Source organism: Variovorax sp. ISS6 (assembly GCF_056523145.1).
In genome coordinates this window covers 69,633-87,688 of sequence record NZ_JAWRZC010000002.1, presented here as the reverse complement: position 1 = coordinate 87,688, position 18,056 = coordinate 69,633, and the positions used below count along the sequence as shown (strand labels likewise).

The following is an 18,056-nucleotide window of genomic DNA, read 5'->3' as shown; positions in this document are numbered from 1 at the left end:
GACGAACACGGGAGACCTCCGATCGAGGAAGAGAAGGGCTGCCGCGGCAAGGCATGCGCGGCGCGGGGGGCAACGCGCGAGGCGTCGCTTCTCTCAGTGCGCGAGGGGTGGTGCGGCGGCGGGAGGGCGGCGCTTCCACGGCAATGCGGGCGGTGGCGCGCCACCGCGGGGCGGCACCTGCTCGGGGCCGAGACGGCTGGCCGGCCGGATCGGCCGGATGGGGATCAGCGCCAGGGGCAGCAGCGCGAGCACCAGCGCCAGCAGTGTGTTCAGGCCCGCATTCAGCGCATGGGGGTGATCGATGCCCGCGGGCACCTGCGCAAAGATCGTGGTCTCGCGATCGGAGGCATGGTTCTCGCGGTCGTCGGCCTCGAACTGGCTCGTTTCTCCGAGCGCGCGCACCCGCAGCATGGGCTCGTCCTCGATGCCGTCGCAACAGAAGTGGACGGCGATGAAGGGCTGCAGGAACACCAGCAGGATGCCCGCGAAGCACCATGCGCGATGGTGCGCTTCGGCGAATCGGCGGATGCGTGCGAGCAGCATGCGCGGATGCTAGAAGCCTTGCGTGAACGGAACCTGATCGGGCCGGTCAGCATCCCGCAAGCTGCGCGAAGGCTGACGCCACCCGGTTGCGTCATGGATCTGTCATCGCCCGGCCACGGGCTTTCGGTAGGCGGCGCCCATCGAGGCGGCGATGGCCACGACGCGCTCGACCATCGGATCCCGCGTCCTCGCGCTCCATGCGACCGCGATGGTCACGATGTCCACGGGTTCCTTCAAGGGCTTGATCGCGACCCGCTCGCCACCGAGGTCGTGCAGCCCCAGCGGTACCAGCGCGATGCCCTGGCTGCAGCCGACCATGGCGATCTGCGAGGTGACCGAGCGCGACTCGTGCAGGATGCGCGGCGTGAAGCCGTGCGAGCGGCAGGCCGCGACGATGCCGTCGAAGAAGCTCGGGCTCACCGCGCGCGGGAACATGATGAACTCCTCGTCCGCGAGTTCGCGCATCGCGATGGTCTTGCGCGCGGCCAGCCGGTGCCATGACGGCAGGGCGACGCCGAGCCGTTCGGTGCGCAGCGGCCGCGCCTGGACCTGCAGCCCCGCATCGCCCTCGATGCGCGCGAAGGCGACGTCGATCGCGCCCTCGTCGAGCGCGACCAGTGCCTCGGCGCTGTCGATCTCGATCACCGAGATGCTCGCGTCCGGCACCTCGGCCTTCAGCTGCTCGATCACGGCGGGCAGGGGACTGGCCATGGCCGTGGTGATGGCGCCGATGGTGAGCATGCGCCCGCGGCCGCGCAGTGCCTCCTGCACCGAAACCTCCACGCGGTCCATCTGGAACACCAGCTTCTTCACGGCCGGCAGGATGGCCGCGCCCTCGGCCGTGAGCTGCACGCCCTTGCTCGAGCGCTCGAAGAGCCGCACCTTGAGCGCGGCCTCCAGCACCTGGATCTGTTCGGTGAGCGGCGGCTGCGACATGCCCAGCCGCGCCGCGGCGCGCCGGAAGTGCAGCTCCTCGGCGACCACCGAGAAAAGGTAGAGATGGCGGAGCAGGCGAAAGTTGATCATCGATAGGCCAAGCGTATCAAGTTCTTCCTGTCTTGCGAATGGACGTATCAGGCACGGCCCCGGAACATCGGTGCTTCCTTGCCTCGATGAACGCCATGAAAGACTCGATCGCCTCCCTCGATGCCGTTGCGCGCCGCCTGTGGCGGCTGCTGGTTCGCGGCGCGCTGGCGCTGCCGCTCGTGCTGCCCGTCCTCGGCGGGGCCGCGCAGGCCGGCTATCCCGACAAGCCGATCCGGATGGTCGTGCCCTATCCCGCGGGCGGCGCCGCGGACGTCGTCGCCCGCGGCTTCGGCCTGCTGCTGGCCGACAGGCTCGGGCAGCCGATCGTGATCGACAACAAGCCCGGCGCCTCGGGGAACATCGGCACGCTCGACGTCATGCGGGCCCGGCCCGATGGCTACACGCTGCTGTTCAATCCGTCGGCGCACGTGATCAACCCCGAGGTGCTCGACAAGACGCCCTACCGCGCGCTCGAGGACTTCACGCCGATCAGCCAGGTGGCGAAGGGCCCGCTGGTGCTGATGGCGAGCCCGGCGCTGCCGGTGAAGTCGCTCGCGGAGTTCGTCCGGCTGGCGCGCTCGCAGCCGAAGGACATCAGCTTCGCCACCTCCGTGATCGGCTCCGCCAGCCACCTGGCCGAGGAGCTCTTCAACCGCATCAACGGGCTCGACCTGCTGATCGTTCCCTACAAGGGCAACGCGCCCGCGCTCAACGACCTGATGGGCGGCCAGGTGTCGGCGATGTTCGATCCCGCGGTGACCGCCGTGCCCCTGGCCCGCGGCGGCCGGGTGCGCGCGCTAGCCGTGACCGGAAAGACCCGGCTGCGCTCCGCGCCCGAGATTCCCACCACCGAGGAGGCCGGCCTGCAGGGCCTGGAGTTCTACACCTGGTACGGGCTCTGGGCGCCGAAGGGCCTGCCCGGCCCGATCGCCGCGGCGCTCGAAGCCGCCGCGCGCGAGATCGCCGCGAACCCGAAGTTCGTGGCCGCCATGGACGACAAGGGCCTGCAGGCGATCGGATCGAGCAGCGCGGAGTTCGCCGCGCTCATCGCGACGGAAAGCAGGCTCTACCGATCGATCGCCCAGCGGTCGAACCTCCGCATCACCAGCCCCTGAAAGACCATGAGCACCGACGCCCAACGACTCGCCCGCCTCGCCGACCTCGACACCAACACCGTGTCCGACGCGCTCGACTTCCTCGAACTGCCCGGCGCCACCGTGGGCCTGCGCCCGCTGTGGCATTGCCCGAGGATCGTCGGCCGCGCCTCCACCATCCAGTTGGCGCCCAAGCAGGCCGACGGCGGCCTCACGGTGCATCCCATCACCAGTGTGATCGCCGAGAGCCAGGGCGACGACCGGGTGCTGGTGATCGCCGGCGGCATCGAGGGCGTCTCGTGCTGGGGCGACATCGTCGCCAATGCCGCCACGATGAAGCACATCCGCGGCACGGTGATCGACGGCTTCAGCCGCGACATCGACGGCAGCGAGGAGATCGGCTATCCGGTGTACGGCCGCGGCGTCACCATGGTCAGTGCGCGCAACCGCCTGATGCAGACGAGCTCGGGCGCACCCGTGACGGTCGCCGGTGTCGAGGTCGCGCAGGACGACTTCGTGATCGCCGACCGCTGCGGCACGGTCTTCGTGCCGGCCGCGCGCATCGACGAGGTCCTCGACATCGCCGAGCGAACGGCCGCGAAGCAGGCCGGCATGGTGTCGCGCATCCGCGCCGGCCAGTCGGTGGCCGAGGCCATGCACGACAGGCACTTCGCGGCGGTGATGGAAGAACGCCGTCCCGCCGAAACGCGATAGGCCGGTCCGCATCGATCCTTCCCGAGGTACTTCATGAAGAAACTCGCAAGCCTCCTGGCCGTCGCGCTCGCGCTGGGCATCGCGGCCGAAGCACCGGCCCAGACCCTCGATCGCATCCGCGCCACCGGCGTCGTCACGCTCGGCGTGCGCGACAGCTCGCTGCCGATGTCCTATGTGCTGGGCAGCGACCAGGCCGTGGGCTTCCAGGTCGACATCTGCCAGCGGATCGTCGCCGCGATCAAGAGGCAGTTGAACCTGCAGAAGCTCGAGGTCCGCTACCAGGTCGTCACTTCGCAGAACCGCGTGCCGCTGGTCAGGAACGGCGCGGTCGACCTCGAGTGCGGCTCCACCACCAACAACCAGGCCCGCCAGCAGGACGTCGCGTTCACGCTCACCACCTACATCGAGGAGGTGCGCATGGCGGTGCGGGCCAACTCGGGCATCCGCTCGATCAGGGACCTCGAGGGCCGGACCGTGGTCGCGACCACGGGCACGACCTCGGTCCAGCACCTGCGGCGCAACAGCCGCGCCACCGGTCTGAAGTTCAACGAGATCCTCGGCAAGGACCACGCCGAGAGCTTCCTGATCCTCGAATCGGGCAAGGCCGACGCCTGGGTGATCGACGCCGGCCTGCTCAATGCGTCGATCGCGAACGCGCGGAACCCGGCCGACTTCGCCGTGGTGGGCGAGGTGCTCAACACCGAGCCGCTGGCGATCATGCTGAGCAAGGACGACGCGCCGCTCAAGGCGCTGGCCGACCAGACCCTGCGCGACATGATGCGTTCGGGCGAGATGAAGGCGCTGTGGAACAAGTGGTACGCCGAACCCATTCCACCGCGCAACGTGCGGCTGAACATGGCGCCGCCCGCCGCGCTGCAGAAGCTCTGGCAGGACCCGAACGACCTGCCGATGGAAAGCTACGCGGCCCCGCGATAGACCACGACACCCAGCGAGATCATCTTGACCCCTTCCAATTTCGACATCGGGCCCGTCCCGAAGCTCGCGCCCGAGGCGCTGACCGCCGCGCTGCGGGACGTGGTCACGCCGCACATCAGCGACAACCTGCAACGCATGTCGGGCATGCTCGGCCTGCGGCGCTTCAACCGCTCGCGCAAGCTCGTCGGCACCGCGTACACGATCAAGGCGCGGCCCGGCGACAACCTGCTCGTCTACCGCGCGCTCAAGGAGATCGAGCCGGGCCATGTGCTCGTGATCGATGGCGGCGGCGACCCGAACAACGCCCTGGTGGGCGAACTCATCATGCTGTACGCGATCCAGCGCGGCTGCGCGGGCTTCGTGATCGACGGCGCGATCCGCGACGTGCGCGCCTTCTTCGAGGCCGACTTCCCATGCCACGCACGCAGCAGCACGCATCGCGGGCCCTACAAGTTCGGCCCCGGCTCCATGAACCGCGACGTCTGCGTCGGCGGGCAGGTGGTGCATCCGGGCGACGTGGTGGTCGGCGACGAGGACGGCGTGGTCTGCTTCGATCCCGCGGACGGGGAGCGCCTGCTCGCGGCCGTCGCGCAGACCGCCCGGACCGAGGACGCGATCAAGGCGGAGATCGCCACCGGGCGCGTCGAACAGGGCTGGCTCGAGCGAACCCTGTCGGCCCACGGCCTCTGAATCCCGTCACCACACTCCCAGTGAAAGCCATTCCCATGCAACAAGAAGACAAGGACCTCGTGGCCCTGTTCGAAGGCCTCGACACCCCCGGCGTTTCGGACGCCATGGACAAGCTCGGCCTGCCGGGCCACTGCTTCGGCCTCGTGCCGCTGGCCGACTACGCCGGCGTGACCGTGGGGCCCGCCTTCACGGTGAAGTACGTCCCGGCCAGCACGCCCGCGGGCTCGGTCGGCGATTTCATCGACGAGGTGGCCGAGGGCGACGTGCTCGTGATCGACAACGGCGGCCGCACCGACTGCACGGTGTGGGGCGACATCATGACCCAGTACGCCGGCCAGCGGCGGATCGCCGCCACCGTGATCGACGGCGTCTGCCGCGACGTGTCGAAGGCATTGGACGACGGCTACCCGCTGTTCACGCGCGGGCGCTTCATGCGCACCGGCAAGGACCGCGTGCAGGTCGAGGGCGTGAACGTCCCGGTGTCCATCGGCCAGGCCCGCGTGGCCGCGCGCGACATCGTGGTGGCGGACGCGAACGGCGTGCTGGTCGTGCCGCGCGCGCGGACCCGCGAGGTCGCGGAACTCGCGCGCGGGATCGAAGCGGCCGAGTCGCAGATCCGCGCCTGGATCGCCGAGGGCAAGACCCTGGGCGAAGCGCGCGCGGCGATGGGCTATCACACGCTGCAGCGCAAGGCACCATGAGCGGCGACACCGCGGCGGCGAGATTGAACGTCCACCTCGCGGCGGCGCAGCCCTCCGCGACCTACAGGATGATGGACCGGGTGGCGGCGCGCCGCGCGAGCGGCGCGCGCATCGTTTCGCTGTCGGCCGGCGAGCCCGACTTCGACACGCCCGCGCACATCGGCGACGCGGCGGTGGCGGCCATCCGGGGGGGCCACACGCGCTACACGCAGGTCGCGGGCCTGCGCGCGCTGCGCGAGACCGTCGCGGCCAAGTTCCGGCGCGAGAACGGCCTGGACGTCGGCTGGCAAGACACGATCGTCTGCTCGGGCGGCAAGCAGGTGATCTTCAACGCGCTCGCGGCGACCTTGAACCTCGGCGACGAGGTGATCGTGCCGGCGCCGTACTGGGTCAGCTACCCCGAGATCGTGCAACTGTGCGGCGCCCGGCCGGTCGTGGTCCCTTGCGGCGTCGCTTCCGGGTTCAAGCTCGGGCCCGAAGCGCTGGAAGCCGCGATCACGCCGCGCACCCGGTGGCTGATCCTCAACTCGCCGAGCAATCCGACGGGCGCCGTGTACACGCTCGTGGAACTGCGCGCGCTCGCCGAGGTGCTGCTGCGCCATCCCCAGGTGCTGGTGCTGGCCGACGACATCTACGAGCACCTGGTCTTCGACGGGCTGGCCTTCCACACGCTGGCCCAGGCCGAACCCCGCCTCGCCGCGCGCACGCTGACGATGAACGGCGTCTCGAAGGCCTATGCCATGACCGGCTGGCGCATCGGCTTCGGCACCGGCCCGCGCTGGCTGCTCGAAGCGATGGAAAAGCTGCAGGGCCAGCAGACCTCGGGCGCCAGTTCGATCTCGCAGCACGCGGCGATCGCCGCGCTCGACGGGCCGCAGGATTTCATCGCGCGATCGCGCGCGAGCTTCGAGCGGCGGCGCGACCTGCTGGTCGCGGCGCTGAACGCCACCCCAGGCTTGCGCTGCGATGCGCCCTCGGGCGCCTTCTATGCCTTCGTCGCGTGCGAGGAGCTGATCGGCCGGACGACGGCGGCCGGCACCCTGCTGGCCAGCGACGAGGATGTCGCGCTCGCGTTGCTGGAGGAGGCGGATGTCGGCGTGGTCCACGGCGCGGCTTTCGGGCTCTCGCCGTACTTCCGCATCGCCTACGCGCTCGACGAGGAGTCGCTGCGCATCGCCTGCGATCGCATCGAACGCTTCTGCCGCGCGCTGCGTTGAGCCGGATTCAGGGCAGCAGCCGGGCCTGCATCCACACCGCCATGCGGTCGAGCAGTTGCTCGATCACCAACTCGTCGGTCAGGCCCGATTTCTTCGGCACATGGAAGCCGTGGTCGGCCGCCGCGTATTCGTCGACGCTCGCCCAGTCACCGAGCGAGGCGACGACCTGCGCGAAGCAGGGCGGCTCCGCGAGCTTGTCCTGCGCGCCGTGCACGAACAGCATCGGCACGTCGACCTCGTGCAGGTGCGCCGCGCGATCGATCGAGGGCTTGCCGGCCGCATGCAGCGGGAAGCCGAGGAAGACCAGCCCGGCCACACCGGGCAGCAGGCCCAGCGCCTGGGCCTGCGACGTCATGCGTCCGCCGAAGGACTTGCCGCCCGCGAACAGCGGCAGGCCCTGGAAATGCGCCGCGGCACTGGCCACGGCCGCGCGCACCGCGGCATGCGCGAGCGGCGGCACGTCGGGCCGCTTCGAACCGCGCTCCATGTACGGGAACTGATAGCGCAGGCAGGCGATGCGGCGCTCGGCGAGGCCGCGTGCCACGGCCTCCATGAACGCATGCGTCATGCCCGCGCCCGCACCGTGCGCGAGCACCAGGGCGAAGCGCGCATCGTCGGCCGCATCGATCAGGCCCGACACGCGCAGCTCGGCGTCGACCTCGATCGCGATCTTTCTCGACGTGCTCATGCGGCGGCCTCGACGGGTGGGAGTCCGAACAAGCGCCGGCTGTTGGCGCTGCAGGCCGCGATGATCTCGGCGACATCGCGTTCGAGCAGTTCAGCCACGCCCGCGGCCACCCAAGGCAGGTACGCCGGTTCGTTCGGCTTGCCGCGCAGGCCCGCGTTCTTCGGCATCAGGTAGGGCGCATCGGTCTCGAGGTGCAGCCGGTCCAGCGGAATGGCCGGGATGGCCGCGCGCAAGGCCTGGCCGCGCTGCAGGTCCGTCACCCAGCCCGTGATGCCGATATCGAGGCCCATCGCGAGAAAGGCCTCGGCTTCGGCGCGGTCGCCGGTGAAGCAGTGCACCACGCCGTGCGCGCCATCGGCCACCACGGGCGCGAGCATGTCGTGGAAATCGGCGAAGGCATCGCGGCAGTGCAGGAACAGCGGCTTGCCTGTCCGCGCGGCCATCGAGAGCTGCCGGTCGAAGGCCGCGCGCTGCGCCTCGGGCGTCGAGAAGTTGCGGTTGTAGTCGAGGCCGCACTCGCCGACGGCCACGACCTCGGGGCAGGCCCAGAGTTCGGCGAGCCGGTCGAAGGTGGCGCCATCGAAGGTCTTCGCGTCATGCGGATGCACGCCCGCGGTCGCGAAGACCAGGCCCCGATGCGCCCGCGCCAGCTCGAGCGCGCGCAGGCTCGAGGCGAGCGAGGTGCCCGTGGCCAGGATCTGCGCGACGCCCGCGGCCTTGGCGCGCGCCAGCAGCGGCGCGGTCATCGACGCCAACTGGCTCGAGTGGAAGTTGACGCCGATGTCGACGAGGAGAGGGGAGGCGGCTTGCGCTTCGATGCTCATGCATCGATGGTACGAGAACACCGCGCGATGCCGCGGCCCTCAGCTGCAGCTGTAGCTCGCCGCCGCGTTCACATCGCCCGAGCCCTTGTACTTCGGGTACTTGGGGTACTGGCAGGCCGGCATGCTGCGCGCCGTGCCGCCGCTGGTGAAGTTGTAGGTCAGCTGCGTGGGCGCGTCGTCGTTCTCCACCCAACCCATGATGGCCGAGGCCCAGTCCACTTCCTGCAGGCTGCCGCCCGCGCCATGCCCGCCGCCGGGAACGATGAAGAAGCGCGTCGCGCTGTTCGGATCGGCGAGCCCCAGCGACCTGGCGATGCCCGTCATGGTGGTCCAGTTGCGATAGTGGTCGTTCGGCGACAGCAGCGCGTCGCTGCCGGCGTGCCAGGAGATCAGCTTGCGGCCCGAGGCCACGTAGCTGGCGATGGCGGCCTTGTCGTGGTCGGCGCCGATGCGCGCCAGGCCTGCCCCGAGCATGTAGTAGTCGGTCTCGAGCTGGAAGCCCGCCTGCCTGGCCGGCGTGAGCCAGGCGGGGTCGCCGCTCGCGAGCAGCGCGAAGCCGCCGCCGAGTCCGCCCCAGCCGAGCCCGAGGCCGTTGCCCCACGAATAGCCCGAGAGCACGGTCGAGCCGTTCGAGAGCTTCAGCGGCGACAGGAAGGACTGGAGCGTGCCCACCTGCGCGGCGCTCAGGCAGAGGGCCGGATCGCTGCTCGCGCCCGCCATGCCACACTGCAGCACGGCCGGATCGAAGCTGCAGGCCTGCGGATTGCCGATCAGGTTGTCGCTGGCGCCGTCGAGCGCATCGCAGGCCGACAGTGCGGCCGCATAGGCCGCGCCGGTCTGCGCGGGGCTCAGCGCCGCGGGCGTGCCGGTCAGCGAGGCCGCGCGCAGCCAGGCGCTGGTCTGGCCCGCCATGTCCATGGTCTCGCAGCCGGAGACGATGCCATCGAACTCCTGCGGCCAGCGCTGCGCGGCGATGTAGGCATTGCGTCCGCCGTTGGAGCAGCCGTTGAAATAGCTGTGCGTCGGCGCCTTGCCGAAGAAGGCCTGGGCGACGGCCTTGCCGAAGCGCAGCGTGGTGCCCACCGCGGCATAGGCGTAGTCGGTCGCCGACTGCTGGCCCTCGGCCGTGCCGCTGGCCCAGACGCCGGGCGCCGCCTGCGCGGGCACGCTCGCGCGGTTGCCGCCGTTCGAGGCCGCGTACACCGCGCCCTTGATCGCGAGCGTGGGGTCGACCGCCGTCACCGCGCCGCCGCCGTCCTTGGTCACCGCCGAGGCGATGCGTCCGTCGAAACCGCCGCCACCCTGTTGCCAGTAGCGGCCGGTCCAGTTGTCGGGCACGTCGATCTCGATGTCGAGGAAGGGCGCGCGCGTGCCCAGCACCTGGCAGAAGCCCGAAGCGTTGACCGCCGCCTTGGCTTCGAAGCGCGCGGTCTGCGTGACCGTGACGCCCGCCAGCACCTGTCCCTTGAGGCCGTTGCAGGTGCTCTTGAGCTGCTCGACGCTGGGGCCCGACGGACCCGCGGGCGGCGGCGCGGCCGGTGCGGGCGCGGGCGCCGGAATCGGGAAGAAGCCGCTGCCGCCGCCACCTCCGCAGCCCTGCAGGGCCAGGCCGGCGGCCATCAGCAGGCCCGCCGACAGCAGGACACGGTTCACACACTTCTCGTCACGCATGGTTGTCTCCGATTTTTGATGGGGTGCCGGATGGCCGGCGGATCTCGCTCGATGGCTTCGTCGTCCGGCCGATGTGATCGAACAGAAAACCAACCGACCGGTCGGTTTGGAAGCCGCGCAAGGCTAACGCAGCAGTGCGGACACGGGCAAGCGGCAAGGGCTCGGGACTAACCCCTAAGATCGCGGACCGCGTGGCCTCGCGCGCAGCCCCTCATTGCCCTCCATGACCGTTGACACCGCTTCCTCCCGCCCCGGCGACCAGCGCAGCCTGATCGCCAGAGCCGCCGCCGAGCTGTTCGCCCGCAAGGGCTATGCGGCGACGTCGATGAACGAGATCGCCGAGGCCAGCCACCTGTCCAAGCCCGGCCTCTACCACCACTTCAAGGACAAGGCCGAGGTGTTGCTTCACATCGCCGACGGCCATGTGTCGCGCCTGGTCGACATCGTCACGGGCGTGGAAGCGCTGCAGCTCGCGCCCGACGAGCGGCTGCCCGAGCTGATCGAGGCCTTCATGGCCGAGTACGCCGAGGCGCAGCACGAGCACCGCGTGCTCACCGAGGACGTGCGCTTCCTGGCCCCCGAGGCGCAGGCACGCGTGCTCGACAAGGAGCGCACGGTGGTGCGGGTGTTCGCCGACGCCATCGCCGCCACGCGCCCGGATCTGCACGCCTCGCAGCTGCACAAGCTGCTGACGATGTTCCTGTTCGGCATGCTCAACTGGATGTTCACCTGGTTCAAGCCCGGGGGACGCTTCTCCTACGACCAGATGGCACCGATCGCGACGCAGCTGTTCCTCAACGGCATCACGGGGCTGGAGATCGCGCCGGCGAAGAAGGCGCCGAAGGCGCGCAAGCCGTGATCGGCTGATCGAACCCATCGCGCGCCTCTCCGTCATGGATCTTGCGAAGGCCGGGCCGCTCCATCGAGCTTGATACGGCCGCTCGCGAGCAGCGCGCGGTGGCGCGCGATCTCGGCGGCGACGGTGCGCTGCATTTCCACGGGATCGCCCGAGGCGGGCTCGAAGCCCCGCGCGACCAGGGGCTGGCGCAGCTTCGGACTGATCAGCGCGCGCTGCCAGGCCTGCGGGACTTCGCGCCGCGCCGCCACCGGCATGCCGGCGGGCAGCACCAGACCGATTCAGGAGTGGTTTTCATATGCTGCGGATATGGCCGCGTTCGCCTTCATCTTCCGGCACATCGGCGGATGGAGAGGGGCTCTGCCCCTCGCGCGGAATGCCCGTCACGGTGACAGGAGAAGGCGCGCGCGTGGCCCGCTTGAAGATCGATGGCGAAATCCCCGTGTGCTCCTTGAAGAAGCGCGAGAAGTTGCCTGGCGCCGAAAAACCCAGGTCGAGCGCAACGTCCGTGAGTTCGCCACCTTCGCTGACGCGACGCATCGCCTCCTCGACGCGCACGCCGCTCCAGAACACCTGCGGCGTCGTGTGCAACTGGTCGCGGAACAGCGCGAAGAAGTGCGCGCGCGACAGGCCCACCTTGGCAGCGATCTCGTCGATGGTCGTTTTCTCCGAGACGTGCGCGCGCATATGGGCGATGGCGGCCCGAAGGCGATGATCGAGCGTGACGCCGATGCCCGCCGCGACCGAAGGGGCCTCGCCGCCCGTCCTGGAGGCCGCGATGGCGGCTTCCAGCAGGCGCTCCACCTCCCTGTCGACCTGGTCGCGTCCGCTGCCGGCCGAGATCATCAGGTCCAGCACACGCCAGCATGAACGGCGCAGCGCATCGCCGATGGGCACCCGCGGCGAGGGAAAGCGAAAGCTGCGGTCCTTCGCCTGGCCGAGCTCGTCGAGCCACTCCTTCTTGATCATGAAGACGATGAACAGGCTCGATCCACTGTCGTCCAGGCGAACCATGTCGTGCGCCTCGAACGCGTTCACGCCCAGCGCCACGCTCTCGCTGTAGGGCACGGTTTGCGCACCGACATGCGCGCAGGCGCGCGCCCCGCCGAGCCAAAGGGCGAGCTGCGTTTCCGAGTGGGCGTGCGACACCAGATTGGCGCTCGCCTCCAGGACGATCGCCGTGCCGAACGCGCCTTCGTGAAGTGCATAGGCTTCCTGCATCTGTCTGCTTCATCGAGGTGGTTTGCGGCGATTGTTCCTTCCCGGCTCCGCGACCGGCACCGCGCCTCGGGTAAGTCCTTAGGAGGACACCAGACGATCCGATACGTCGCCGGATCGACCGATAAGCGGCGTGGGCCCGCAATTCCTAGAGTTGCCGCATCGCCACAACACAGGAGCAAAGCTTCATGCGAATCGCCACTTTCACGAGCGAAGGCCACCGCAAGGTCGGGCTCGTCTCCGCCGACGGGAAGACCGTCACCCCGCTGCAGCTCACGCAGGTCCAGGCCGACAGCGGCGTGCTGACGCTGATCCAGTCCCTTGCCGAAGGCGGCTCGCTCCCGGAGCGGGCCGGCCCGGCCGTCGACCTGGGCGAGGTGGTGCTCGATGCGCCGCTGCCCAGGCCCCGCCGCAACCTCTGGTGCGTGGGCCGCAACTACCATGCGCACGCCAAGGAACTGGCGGCCTCGGTGTTCAAGGACAACACGGCCAGGACCGACGAGTGGCCCATCGTCTTCACCAAGGTGCCCGAGTGCGTCGTGGGCCCGCACGACGACGTGCTCGTTCCTTCCGGGGTCTCCACCCAGATCGACTACGAAGCCGAACTGGCCGTCGTGATCGGCAAGGGCGGCAAGAACATCGCGCGCGCCGCTGCGATGTCGCATGTGTTCGGCTACACGGTCGTCAACGACGTGACCGCGCGCGATGTGCAGATGCGCCACGGCCAGTGGGACCTGGGCAAGTCTTTCGACACCTTCTGCCCGATGGGCCCGTGGATCGTCACCGCCGACGAGTTCGACGGCACCAGGACGCGCGTGCGCTGCTGGGTCAACGGGGAACTGCGCCAGGACGGTCCCACCGAGAACATGATCTTCGACATCCCCACGCTCATCGAGACCATCTCGCGCGGCATCACGCTCTACCCCGGCGACGTCATCGCGACCGGCACGCCGGCCGGCGTGGGCATGGGCATGAGTCCGCCGCGTTACCTGCGCGCCGGCGACGTGGTGCGCGTGGAGATCGACCGGCTCGGCGCCATCGAGAACAAGTTCGTCTGAAGGGCTGCGCATGACGACTCGAATTCTGAACGACCTGACCGTCGAGATCGACGGCACCGGCGAGGCACTGCTGTGCATCCACGGGCTCGGCGGCTCCTCGAACAACTGGACACCCCTGTTGCCGGTGCTCGGCGGCTTCCACTGCATCAGGCCCGATCTTCCAGGCAGCGCGAGGTCGCCGCTGCCGCAAGACGGCAAGGCGCTGTCGATCGAGCGCTACGTGGACGCGATGGTGCAGTTGCTCTCGGCGCTCGACATTGGATCGGTGCATGTCATGGCCCACTCGATGGGCACGATCGTCGCCCAACACCTGGCGCTTCGCCGTCCCGGCACGGTGAAATCGCTGGTGCTCCTCGGCCCGCTGGCCGCGCCTCCCGATGCCGCCCGCCCCAACATCGCGGCCCGTGCGAACGCGGCGCGAGGCGGCGTGGCCGCCATGCAGGAAATCGCCGATGCCATCGTGAAGGGTGCGACCAGCACGCAGACGAAGGAACAACAACCGGCGGTGCTCGCGCTGGTGCGGGAGAGCGTGATGCGCCAGTCGCCCGAGGGCTACGCGCAAAGCTGCACGGCGCTCGCCGATGCTCGGTCGGCCGCGCTCGAACGCCTGGATGTGCCCACCCTGCTGGTCACCGGCGATCAGGATGGCGTGGCGCCGCCGCACAACGTCCGCGCCATGCAGGAGCGCATCGCGGGCAGCCGCGTCGTCGTGCTCGACGGATGCGGCCACTGGACGACCTTCGAACAACCGCAGCGCTGCGCACGAGAAATCGACGCCTTCTACGCGGCACTGCGCTGAGACGGCGCCAGGCGCCATTCGACAACCCCATGGCCGGCAACGCATGCCGGAGGAGACAACGATGACCCGTATTGCATTCACCAACGTTCGCATCTTCGACGGCTCGGGCGAGGACCCGTACGCCGGCGACCTTCTCGTGGAGGGAAAGCGCATCGTCGAAGTGGCGCGCTTCCCCCAGCGAGTGAGCACCGATGACGCACGCGTGATCGACGGCAAAGGCCGCTTTCTGATGCCGGGCATGACCGAGGCCCACACGCATTTCTCGTGGAACGACCAGCCGTCCCTCGCTGCCATTCAGTTCATGCCGCCCGAGGAACACATGCTCTGGTGCGTGCGCGTGGCCAAGCGCTACCTCGACATGGGGTGGACCTCCGCGATCGGCGCGGCGGCAGCCAAGCCGCGGCTGGACGTGGTCTTGCGCAACGCCATCGACGCGGGCGAGTTCCCCGGCCCGCGCTATCTGGCCGGCAGCCAGGAGATCACCACCATCGGCGCACTGGGCGACAACACGCTGCCGCACATGAAGTTCGAGGAACTGAGTTTCGGCAGCGTCTGCAGCGGCCCCGAGGAGATCCGCAAGTCGGCCCGTACCTTCATCAAGTACGGCGTGGACCACCTGAAGATCAATCTGTCGGGCGAGTACATCGCCGGCCTGCCCGCGGAGATGTCGCCGTTCGCCGAAGACGAGGTCGCCATGCTGGCGCAGGAAGCGAAGCGCTACGGCAAGCGCATGGCCGCGCATGCGCGCTCCAGCGAGTCGGTCAAGCAGTGCGTGCGCCACGGCATCGAGATGGTCTACCACGCCAGCTTCGCCGATTCGGAAGCGCTCGACATGCTCGAGGCGGCCAAGGACCGGCACTTCGTCGCGCCGGGCATCGGCTGGCTCATTCGCACGACCTACAACGCGGCCGAGTACGGCATCACGGAGGCGGTCGCCACGCAGATGGGCTACAAGCGCGAACTGGAGATCGCATCGGCGTCGCTGCGCGAGATGCACAAGCGCGGCATTCGCATCCTGCCGGGCGGCGACTACGGATTCGCGTGGATGCCGCACGGCACCAATGCCAACGACCTCCAGTACTTCGTCGACTACATCGGCATGACACCCAAGGAGGCGCTGATGGCTGCGACCCGGCTTGGCGGACAGATCATGCTGCGCCCCGACGAACTGGGACGCTTGAAGGCCGGCTTTCTCGCCGACATCGTCCTGGTGGACGGTGACCCGCTGCAGGACCTGTCGCTGCTGACGGACCCGGCCAGGGTGCAACTGGTGATGAAGGATGGCGTGATCCATAAGGACTGCGCAACCCCGGTACCGCCGCACGCGGCCTTGCACCTCGACGGCGGCGACACGCCATTGCAGGAGCAGGGCGTCAAGGAGGCGCTGGCCGAGATGCAGTGAGCTTGGCTTGCAAGCCCGCCCGTGATGAGCCGGCGTGCTGCCTCGATCGCGTTCCCGGCGGCCGCCGGGCCTCGGCCCGAAGCGGCCGACCCTTACACTGCCGCCCATGCGTACGCCGGGCGCCACCTCCACCCCGTCGGGCCAAGTGCCCGGACCCGCCGATTCCCATGCGCAGTTGGTCCGCGAACGCCTGCTGCGCCGCATGTTCGTGATGGGCCCGCCCACGGTGCTGACGGCGCTGGCCTCGGCGATCGCGATGGCCGGCGTGTTCTTCGGGATGACGCGCGGCTACGGCGCGCTGGCATGGGGCGTCGCGATCTGCACGCTGCTGTGCCTGCGGCTGGTGTTCATGCGCTGGAACGCGCGCCTCTATCCGGAGCCCGAGTTCACGCTGCGCCAGCCCGATGGCGCCTGGCGCTTCATGCTGCCGCTGGGTGCCTACATGTCGATGTGGACCCTGGCGCCCTGGGCGCTGATGCCGCCGGGCACCGAATCGCCGATGCGCATCCTGATCCTGCTGCTGGGCATGTTCGCGGTGCTGATGGGCTCGGTGCCGGTGATCGCCACCTGGCGCGCGATGGTGCCCGTGGTCACGATTCCGCTCACGCTGGGCGTGGTCACGCGCTTCGCCTGGATGGGCGGCACCGACGGCTGGTTCACCTGCGTGGTCGGGCTGCTGTTCGGCGGCTCGATGGCGCGCTATGCGCTGTCGCAGCACCAGCTGATCCGGCGCAGCCTGTCCGACCAGATCGACAAGGAGCTGCTGAGCGAGCAGCTGCTGCGCCAGTCCTTCGAGCTGCAGCGGCTCAACCGCGAGCGCAGCCGCTTCTTCGCCTCGGCCAGCCACGACCTGCGTCAGCCGGTGCATGCGCTGGCGCTGTTCTCGCGCTCGCTCGAGCGCGACCTGGCCGACCATCCGCTGGCGCCCGTGGCCGGCCGCGTGGTGCAGGCCACCGATGCGGTGAGCGGCCTGCTCAACGCGATGCTCGACATCTCGAAGATCGATGCCGGCACCGTGGTGCCGCAGCCGGTACGAATGGCGGTGGACCCGCTGTTCCTGCGGCTGTCGCAGATCTTCGAGCCGCGCACCCAGCAGGCGGGCTTGGCGCTGCGCTTCCACACCGCGCCCGAATGGCTGCAGACCGATGGCGACCTGCTGCTGCGCGTGCTGACCAACTTCGTCGACAACGCGCTCAAGTACACGCGCCAGGGCGGCATCCTCGTGAGCGCGCGGCCGCGCGGCGACCGCCTGCGGCTGGCCGTGTGGGACACCGGCCTGGGCATCGCGCCCGAGCACCTGCCGCATGTGTTCGACGAGTTCTACCAGGTCGACAACCCGCAGCGCGACGTCGCGCGCGGCCTGGGCATCGGGCTGGCGATCGTCAAGCGGCTGGTGGACCTGCTCGGCGGCGAGATCGGCGTGCGTTCGCGGCTCGGCCACGGCAGCGTGTTCTGGGTCGACCTGCCGCGCCGCCCGCCCGTGCCCGCCGCCTTGCCCGTCGCGCCCGCGGCCGTGCCCGATGCCGCGCAGGCCGACACCACCGAACCGCCGCTGGTGCCGCCGCGCGTGCTGCTGCTCGACGACGAGCAGCCGGTGGGCGAGGCGGTGCGCATGTGGCTCGCGCCCTACTGCGAGCGCATCGAGATCACCTGCCGGCTCGCCGATGCCAGCGCGCAGGTGCGCGCCACGCCCGACGGCTTCGACGCCTTCCTCATCGACTTCCGGCTCGCCGATCCGCAGGACGGCATCGAGGCGACCGCCGAACTGCGCCGGCTCGCAGGCCGCCGCGTGCCCACGATCCTGGTCACTGGCGATACCGATCCCGAGCGGGTGCGCGCGGCCTATGCCAGCGGGCTGGTCGTGATGTTCAAGCCGGTGCAGCCGGAGGTGCTGTTGCGCACGTTGCACCAGATCATTCGCGGGGAGCACAAGGAGCGGGGCTGAGAGGGCCCCGCGGTTCAGGTGTCCGCAGGCTCCACCGTCAGCTTGAAGCCCAGCGCCTTGATGACCTTGAACAAGGTATCGCTGCTGGGCGCTCTTTCTCCCGAAAGACTCTTGTACAGGCTCTCGCGGGACAGCCCCGTGTCCTTGGCGAGCTGGGCCATGCCGCGCGCACGCGCAATGGCGCCAAGTGCCCCTGCCAGTTCGGCCGGGTCGTTGTCATCCACGACCTGGCGCAGGTACTCCACCATGTCGGCCTCGCTGGCGAGGTAGTTGGCGATGTCAAAGGGACGGGTCTTGATCTTGCTCATTTCGCAACTCCAGAGCCATCTTCCTGGCTCGTTCAATGTCGCGCTGCTGGGTCGACTTGTCGCCACCACCCAGCATGACGATGATGGTCCCGGCCTGCTCGATGAAATACATCCGCCAACCGGGGCCGAAGAACTCACGCATTTCGAAAACGCCTTCACCGACGGGCGCGACGTCCCCCAGGTTCCCTCGGCGCGCCTTGTCGAGCCGACGAGCCAGCCGGATGCGCGTCATGCCATCCTTCAAACCCTCCAGCCACCCTGAAAACTCATCGGTTTCAATGACCGTGAACATGGCCTCATTGTAGCCGCAAGGCTACATATTCGCAAGGTCGCACCAGATCGTCGCTTGGATGCTTGCGAGGCTGC

At 69.3% G+C, this 18,056-nt stretch carries 20 protein-coding genes; 11 read left to right on the top strand and 9 right to left on the bottom strand.

Features of this window, described 5'->3' with window-relative positions; translation table 11 throughout:
* Window positions 1-93: 93 nt before the first annotated feature.
* A complete protein-coding gene (locus tag AC1HIL_RS32430) occupies window positions 94-543 on the bottom strand; it encodes a hypothetical protein (RefSeq protein ID WP_479669192.1) in 450 nt (149 codons plus the stop codon).
* A 102-nt stretch (window positions 544-645) separates the two neighbouring features.
* Entirely contained in the window at window positions 646-1,569 is a 924-nt protein-coding gene (locus AC1HIL_RS32425; protein WP_057589843.1) for a LysR family transcriptional regulator, read from the bottom strand.
* A gap of 95 nt (window positions 1,570-1,664) precedes the next feature.
* Between AC1HIL_RS32425 and AC1HIL_RS32420 the strand changes: the two genes are divergently transcribed.
* The 6 genes from AC1HIL_RS32420 to AC1HIL_RS32395 are packed head-to-tail and all read left to right on the top strand — an operon-like array spanning window position 1,665 to window position 6,921.
* Window positions 1,665-2,684, top strand: coding sequence for a Bug family tripartite tricarboxylate transporter substrate binding protein (locus tag AC1HIL_RS32420; protein ID WP_479669193.1), 1,020 nt, complete (start codon window positions 1,665-1,667; stop codon window positions 2,682-2,684).
* Between the two features lie 6 nt (window positions 2,685-2,690).
* Entirely contained in the window at window positions 2,691-3,377 is a 687-nt protein-coding gene (locus AC1HIL_RS32415) for an RraA family protein (protein WP_479669195.1), read from the top strand.
* A gap of 33 nt (window positions 3,378-3,410) precedes the next feature.
* Window positions 3,411-4,313, top strand: a complete 903-nt coding sequence (locus AC1HIL_RS32410) for an amino acid ABC transporter substrate-binding protein (RefSeq protein WP_261213228.1) — start codon at window positions 3,411-3,413, stop codon at window positions 4,311-4,313.
* 24 nt (window positions 4,314-4,337) lie between these two features.
* Window positions 4,338-5,003 (top strand): RraA family protein, encoded by a 666-nt coding sequence (locus AC1HIL_RS32405; protein WP_479669196.1) that lies wholly within the window; start codon window positions 4,338-4,340, stop codon window positions 5,001-5,003.
* 35 nt (window positions 5,004-5,038) lie between these two features.
* Window positions 5,039-5,704: an RraA family protein gene (locus AC1HIL_RS32400; RefSeq protein WP_479669197.1), complete on the top strand. Its 666-nt coding sequence runs from the start codon at window positions 5,039-5,041 to the stop codon at window positions 5,702-5,704.
* A complete protein-coding gene (locus AC1HIL_RS32395) occupies window positions 5,701-6,921 on the top strand; it encodes a pyridoxal phosphate-dependent aminotransferase (protein WP_479669198.1) in 1,221 nt (406 codons plus the stop codon). Before AC1HIL_RS32400 ends, AC1HIL_RS32395 begins: the two co-directional genes overlap by 4 nt.
* Before the next feature lie 7 nt (window positions 6,922-6,928).
* On the opposite strand, the gene AC1HIL_RS32390 is transcribed toward AC1HIL_RS32395, so the two are convergent.
* From AC1HIL_RS32390 to AC1HIL_RS32380, 3 genes are read right to left on the bottom strand one after another with little or no spacing between them, the layout of a single operon-like run.
* Window positions 6,929-7,609, bottom strand: a complete 681-nt coding sequence (locus AC1HIL_RS32390; RefSeq protein WP_479669199.1) for an alpha/beta hydrolase family protein — start codon at window positions 7,607-7,609, stop codon at window positions 6,929-6,931.
* On the bottom strand, window positions 7,606-8,433 hold the full coding sequence (locus AC1HIL_RS32385; RefSeq protein ID WP_479669200.1) for a TatD family hydrolase: 828 nt from the start codon (window positions 8,431-8,433) through the stop codon (window positions 7,606-7,608). Before AC1HIL_RS32385 ends, AC1HIL_RS32390 begins: the two co-directional genes overlap by 4 nt.
* A 39-nt stretch (window positions 8,434-8,472) precedes the next feature.
* On the bottom strand, window positions 8,473-10,086 hold the full coding sequence (locus AC1HIL_RS32380) for a tannase/feruloyl esterase family alpha/beta hydrolase (RefSeq protein WP_479672797.1): 1,614 nt from the start codon (window positions 10,084-10,086) through the stop codon (window positions 8,473-8,475).
* 241 nt (window positions 10,087-10,327) lie between these two features.
* Here AC1HIL_RS32380 and AC1HIL_RS32375 point away from each other — a divergent pair, with 241 nt between their 5' ends.
* Window positions 10,328-10,963, top strand: coding sequence for a TetR/AcrR family transcriptional regulator (locus tag AC1HIL_RS32375; protein WP_479669202.1), 636 nt, complete (start codon window positions 10,328-10,330; stop codon window positions 10,961-10,963).
* 32 nt (window positions 10,964-10,995) lie between these two features.
* Here AC1HIL_RS32375 and AC1HIL_RS32370 read toward each other — a convergent pair whose 3' ends face one another.
* The gene (locus tag AC1HIL_RS32370) at window positions 10,996-11,232 is read right to left on the bottom strand and encodes a hypothetical protein (protein ID WP_479669203.1); all 237 of its coding nucleotides are present in this window, start codon (window positions 11,230-11,232) and stop codon (window positions 10,996-10,998) included.
* A gap of 22 nt (window positions 11,233-11,254) precedes the next feature.
* Window positions 11,255-12,181, bottom strand: coding sequence for a helix-turn-helix domain-containing protein (locus tag AC1HIL_RS32365; protein ID WP_261213212.1), 927 nt, complete (start codon window positions 12,179-12,181; stop codon window positions 11,255-11,257).
* 185 nt (window positions 12,182-12,366) lie between these two features.
* On the opposite strand from AC1HIL_RS32365, the gene AC1HIL_RS32360 reads away from it, so the two are divergent.
* From AC1HIL_RS32360 to AC1HIL_RS32345, 4 genes are all read left to right on the top strand, one after another.
* Window positions 12,367-13,236, top strand: coding sequence for a fumarylacetoacetate hydrolase family protein (locus AC1HIL_RS32360; RefSeq protein ID WP_479669204.1), 870 nt, complete (start codon window positions 12,367-12,369; stop codon window positions 13,234-13,236).
* A gap of 10 nt (window positions 13,237-13,246) precedes the next feature.
* Window positions 13,247-14,035, top strand: coding sequence for an alpha/beta fold hydrolase (locus AC1HIL_RS32355; protein WP_479669205.1), 789 nt, complete (start codon window positions 13,247-13,249; stop codon window positions 14,033-14,035).
* Window positions 14,036-14,096: 61 nt separating this feature from the next.
* Complete coding sequence (locus AC1HIL_RS32350) at window positions 14,097-15,437, top strand: metal-dependent hydrolase family protein (protein WP_413765388.1); 1,341 nt, start codon at window positions 14,097-14,099, stop codon at window positions 15,435-15,437.
* A 106-nt stretch (window positions 15,438-15,543) separates the two neighbouring features.
* On the top strand, window positions 15,544-17,382 hold the full coding sequence (locus AC1HIL_RS32345) for an ATP-binding response regulator (protein ID WP_413765389.1): 1,839 nt from the start codon (window positions 15,544-15,546) through the stop codon (window positions 17,380-17,382).
* Window positions 17,383-17,396: 14 nt separating this feature from the next.
* Here AC1HIL_RS32345 and AC1HIL_RS32340 read toward each other — a convergent pair whose 3' ends face one another.
* Both AC1HIL_RS32340 and AC1HIL_RS32335 read right to left on the bottom strand, forming a co-directional pair.
* On the bottom strand, window positions 17,397-17,690 hold the full coding sequence (locus tag AC1HIL_RS32340) for an addiction module antidote protein (protein ID WP_093349783.1): 294 nt from the start codon (window positions 17,688-17,690) through the stop codon (window positions 17,397-17,399).
* Window positions 17,662-17,982, bottom strand: coding sequence for a type II toxin-antitoxin system RelE/ParE family toxin (locus AC1HIL_RS32335; RefSeq protein WP_431514042.1), 321 nt, complete (start codon window positions 17,980-17,982; stop codon window positions 17,662-17,664). The genes AC1HIL_RS32340 and AC1HIL_RS32335 overlap by 29 nt, the downstream gene beginning before the upstream one ends.
* Window positions 17,983-18,056 lie beyond the last annotated feature (74 nt).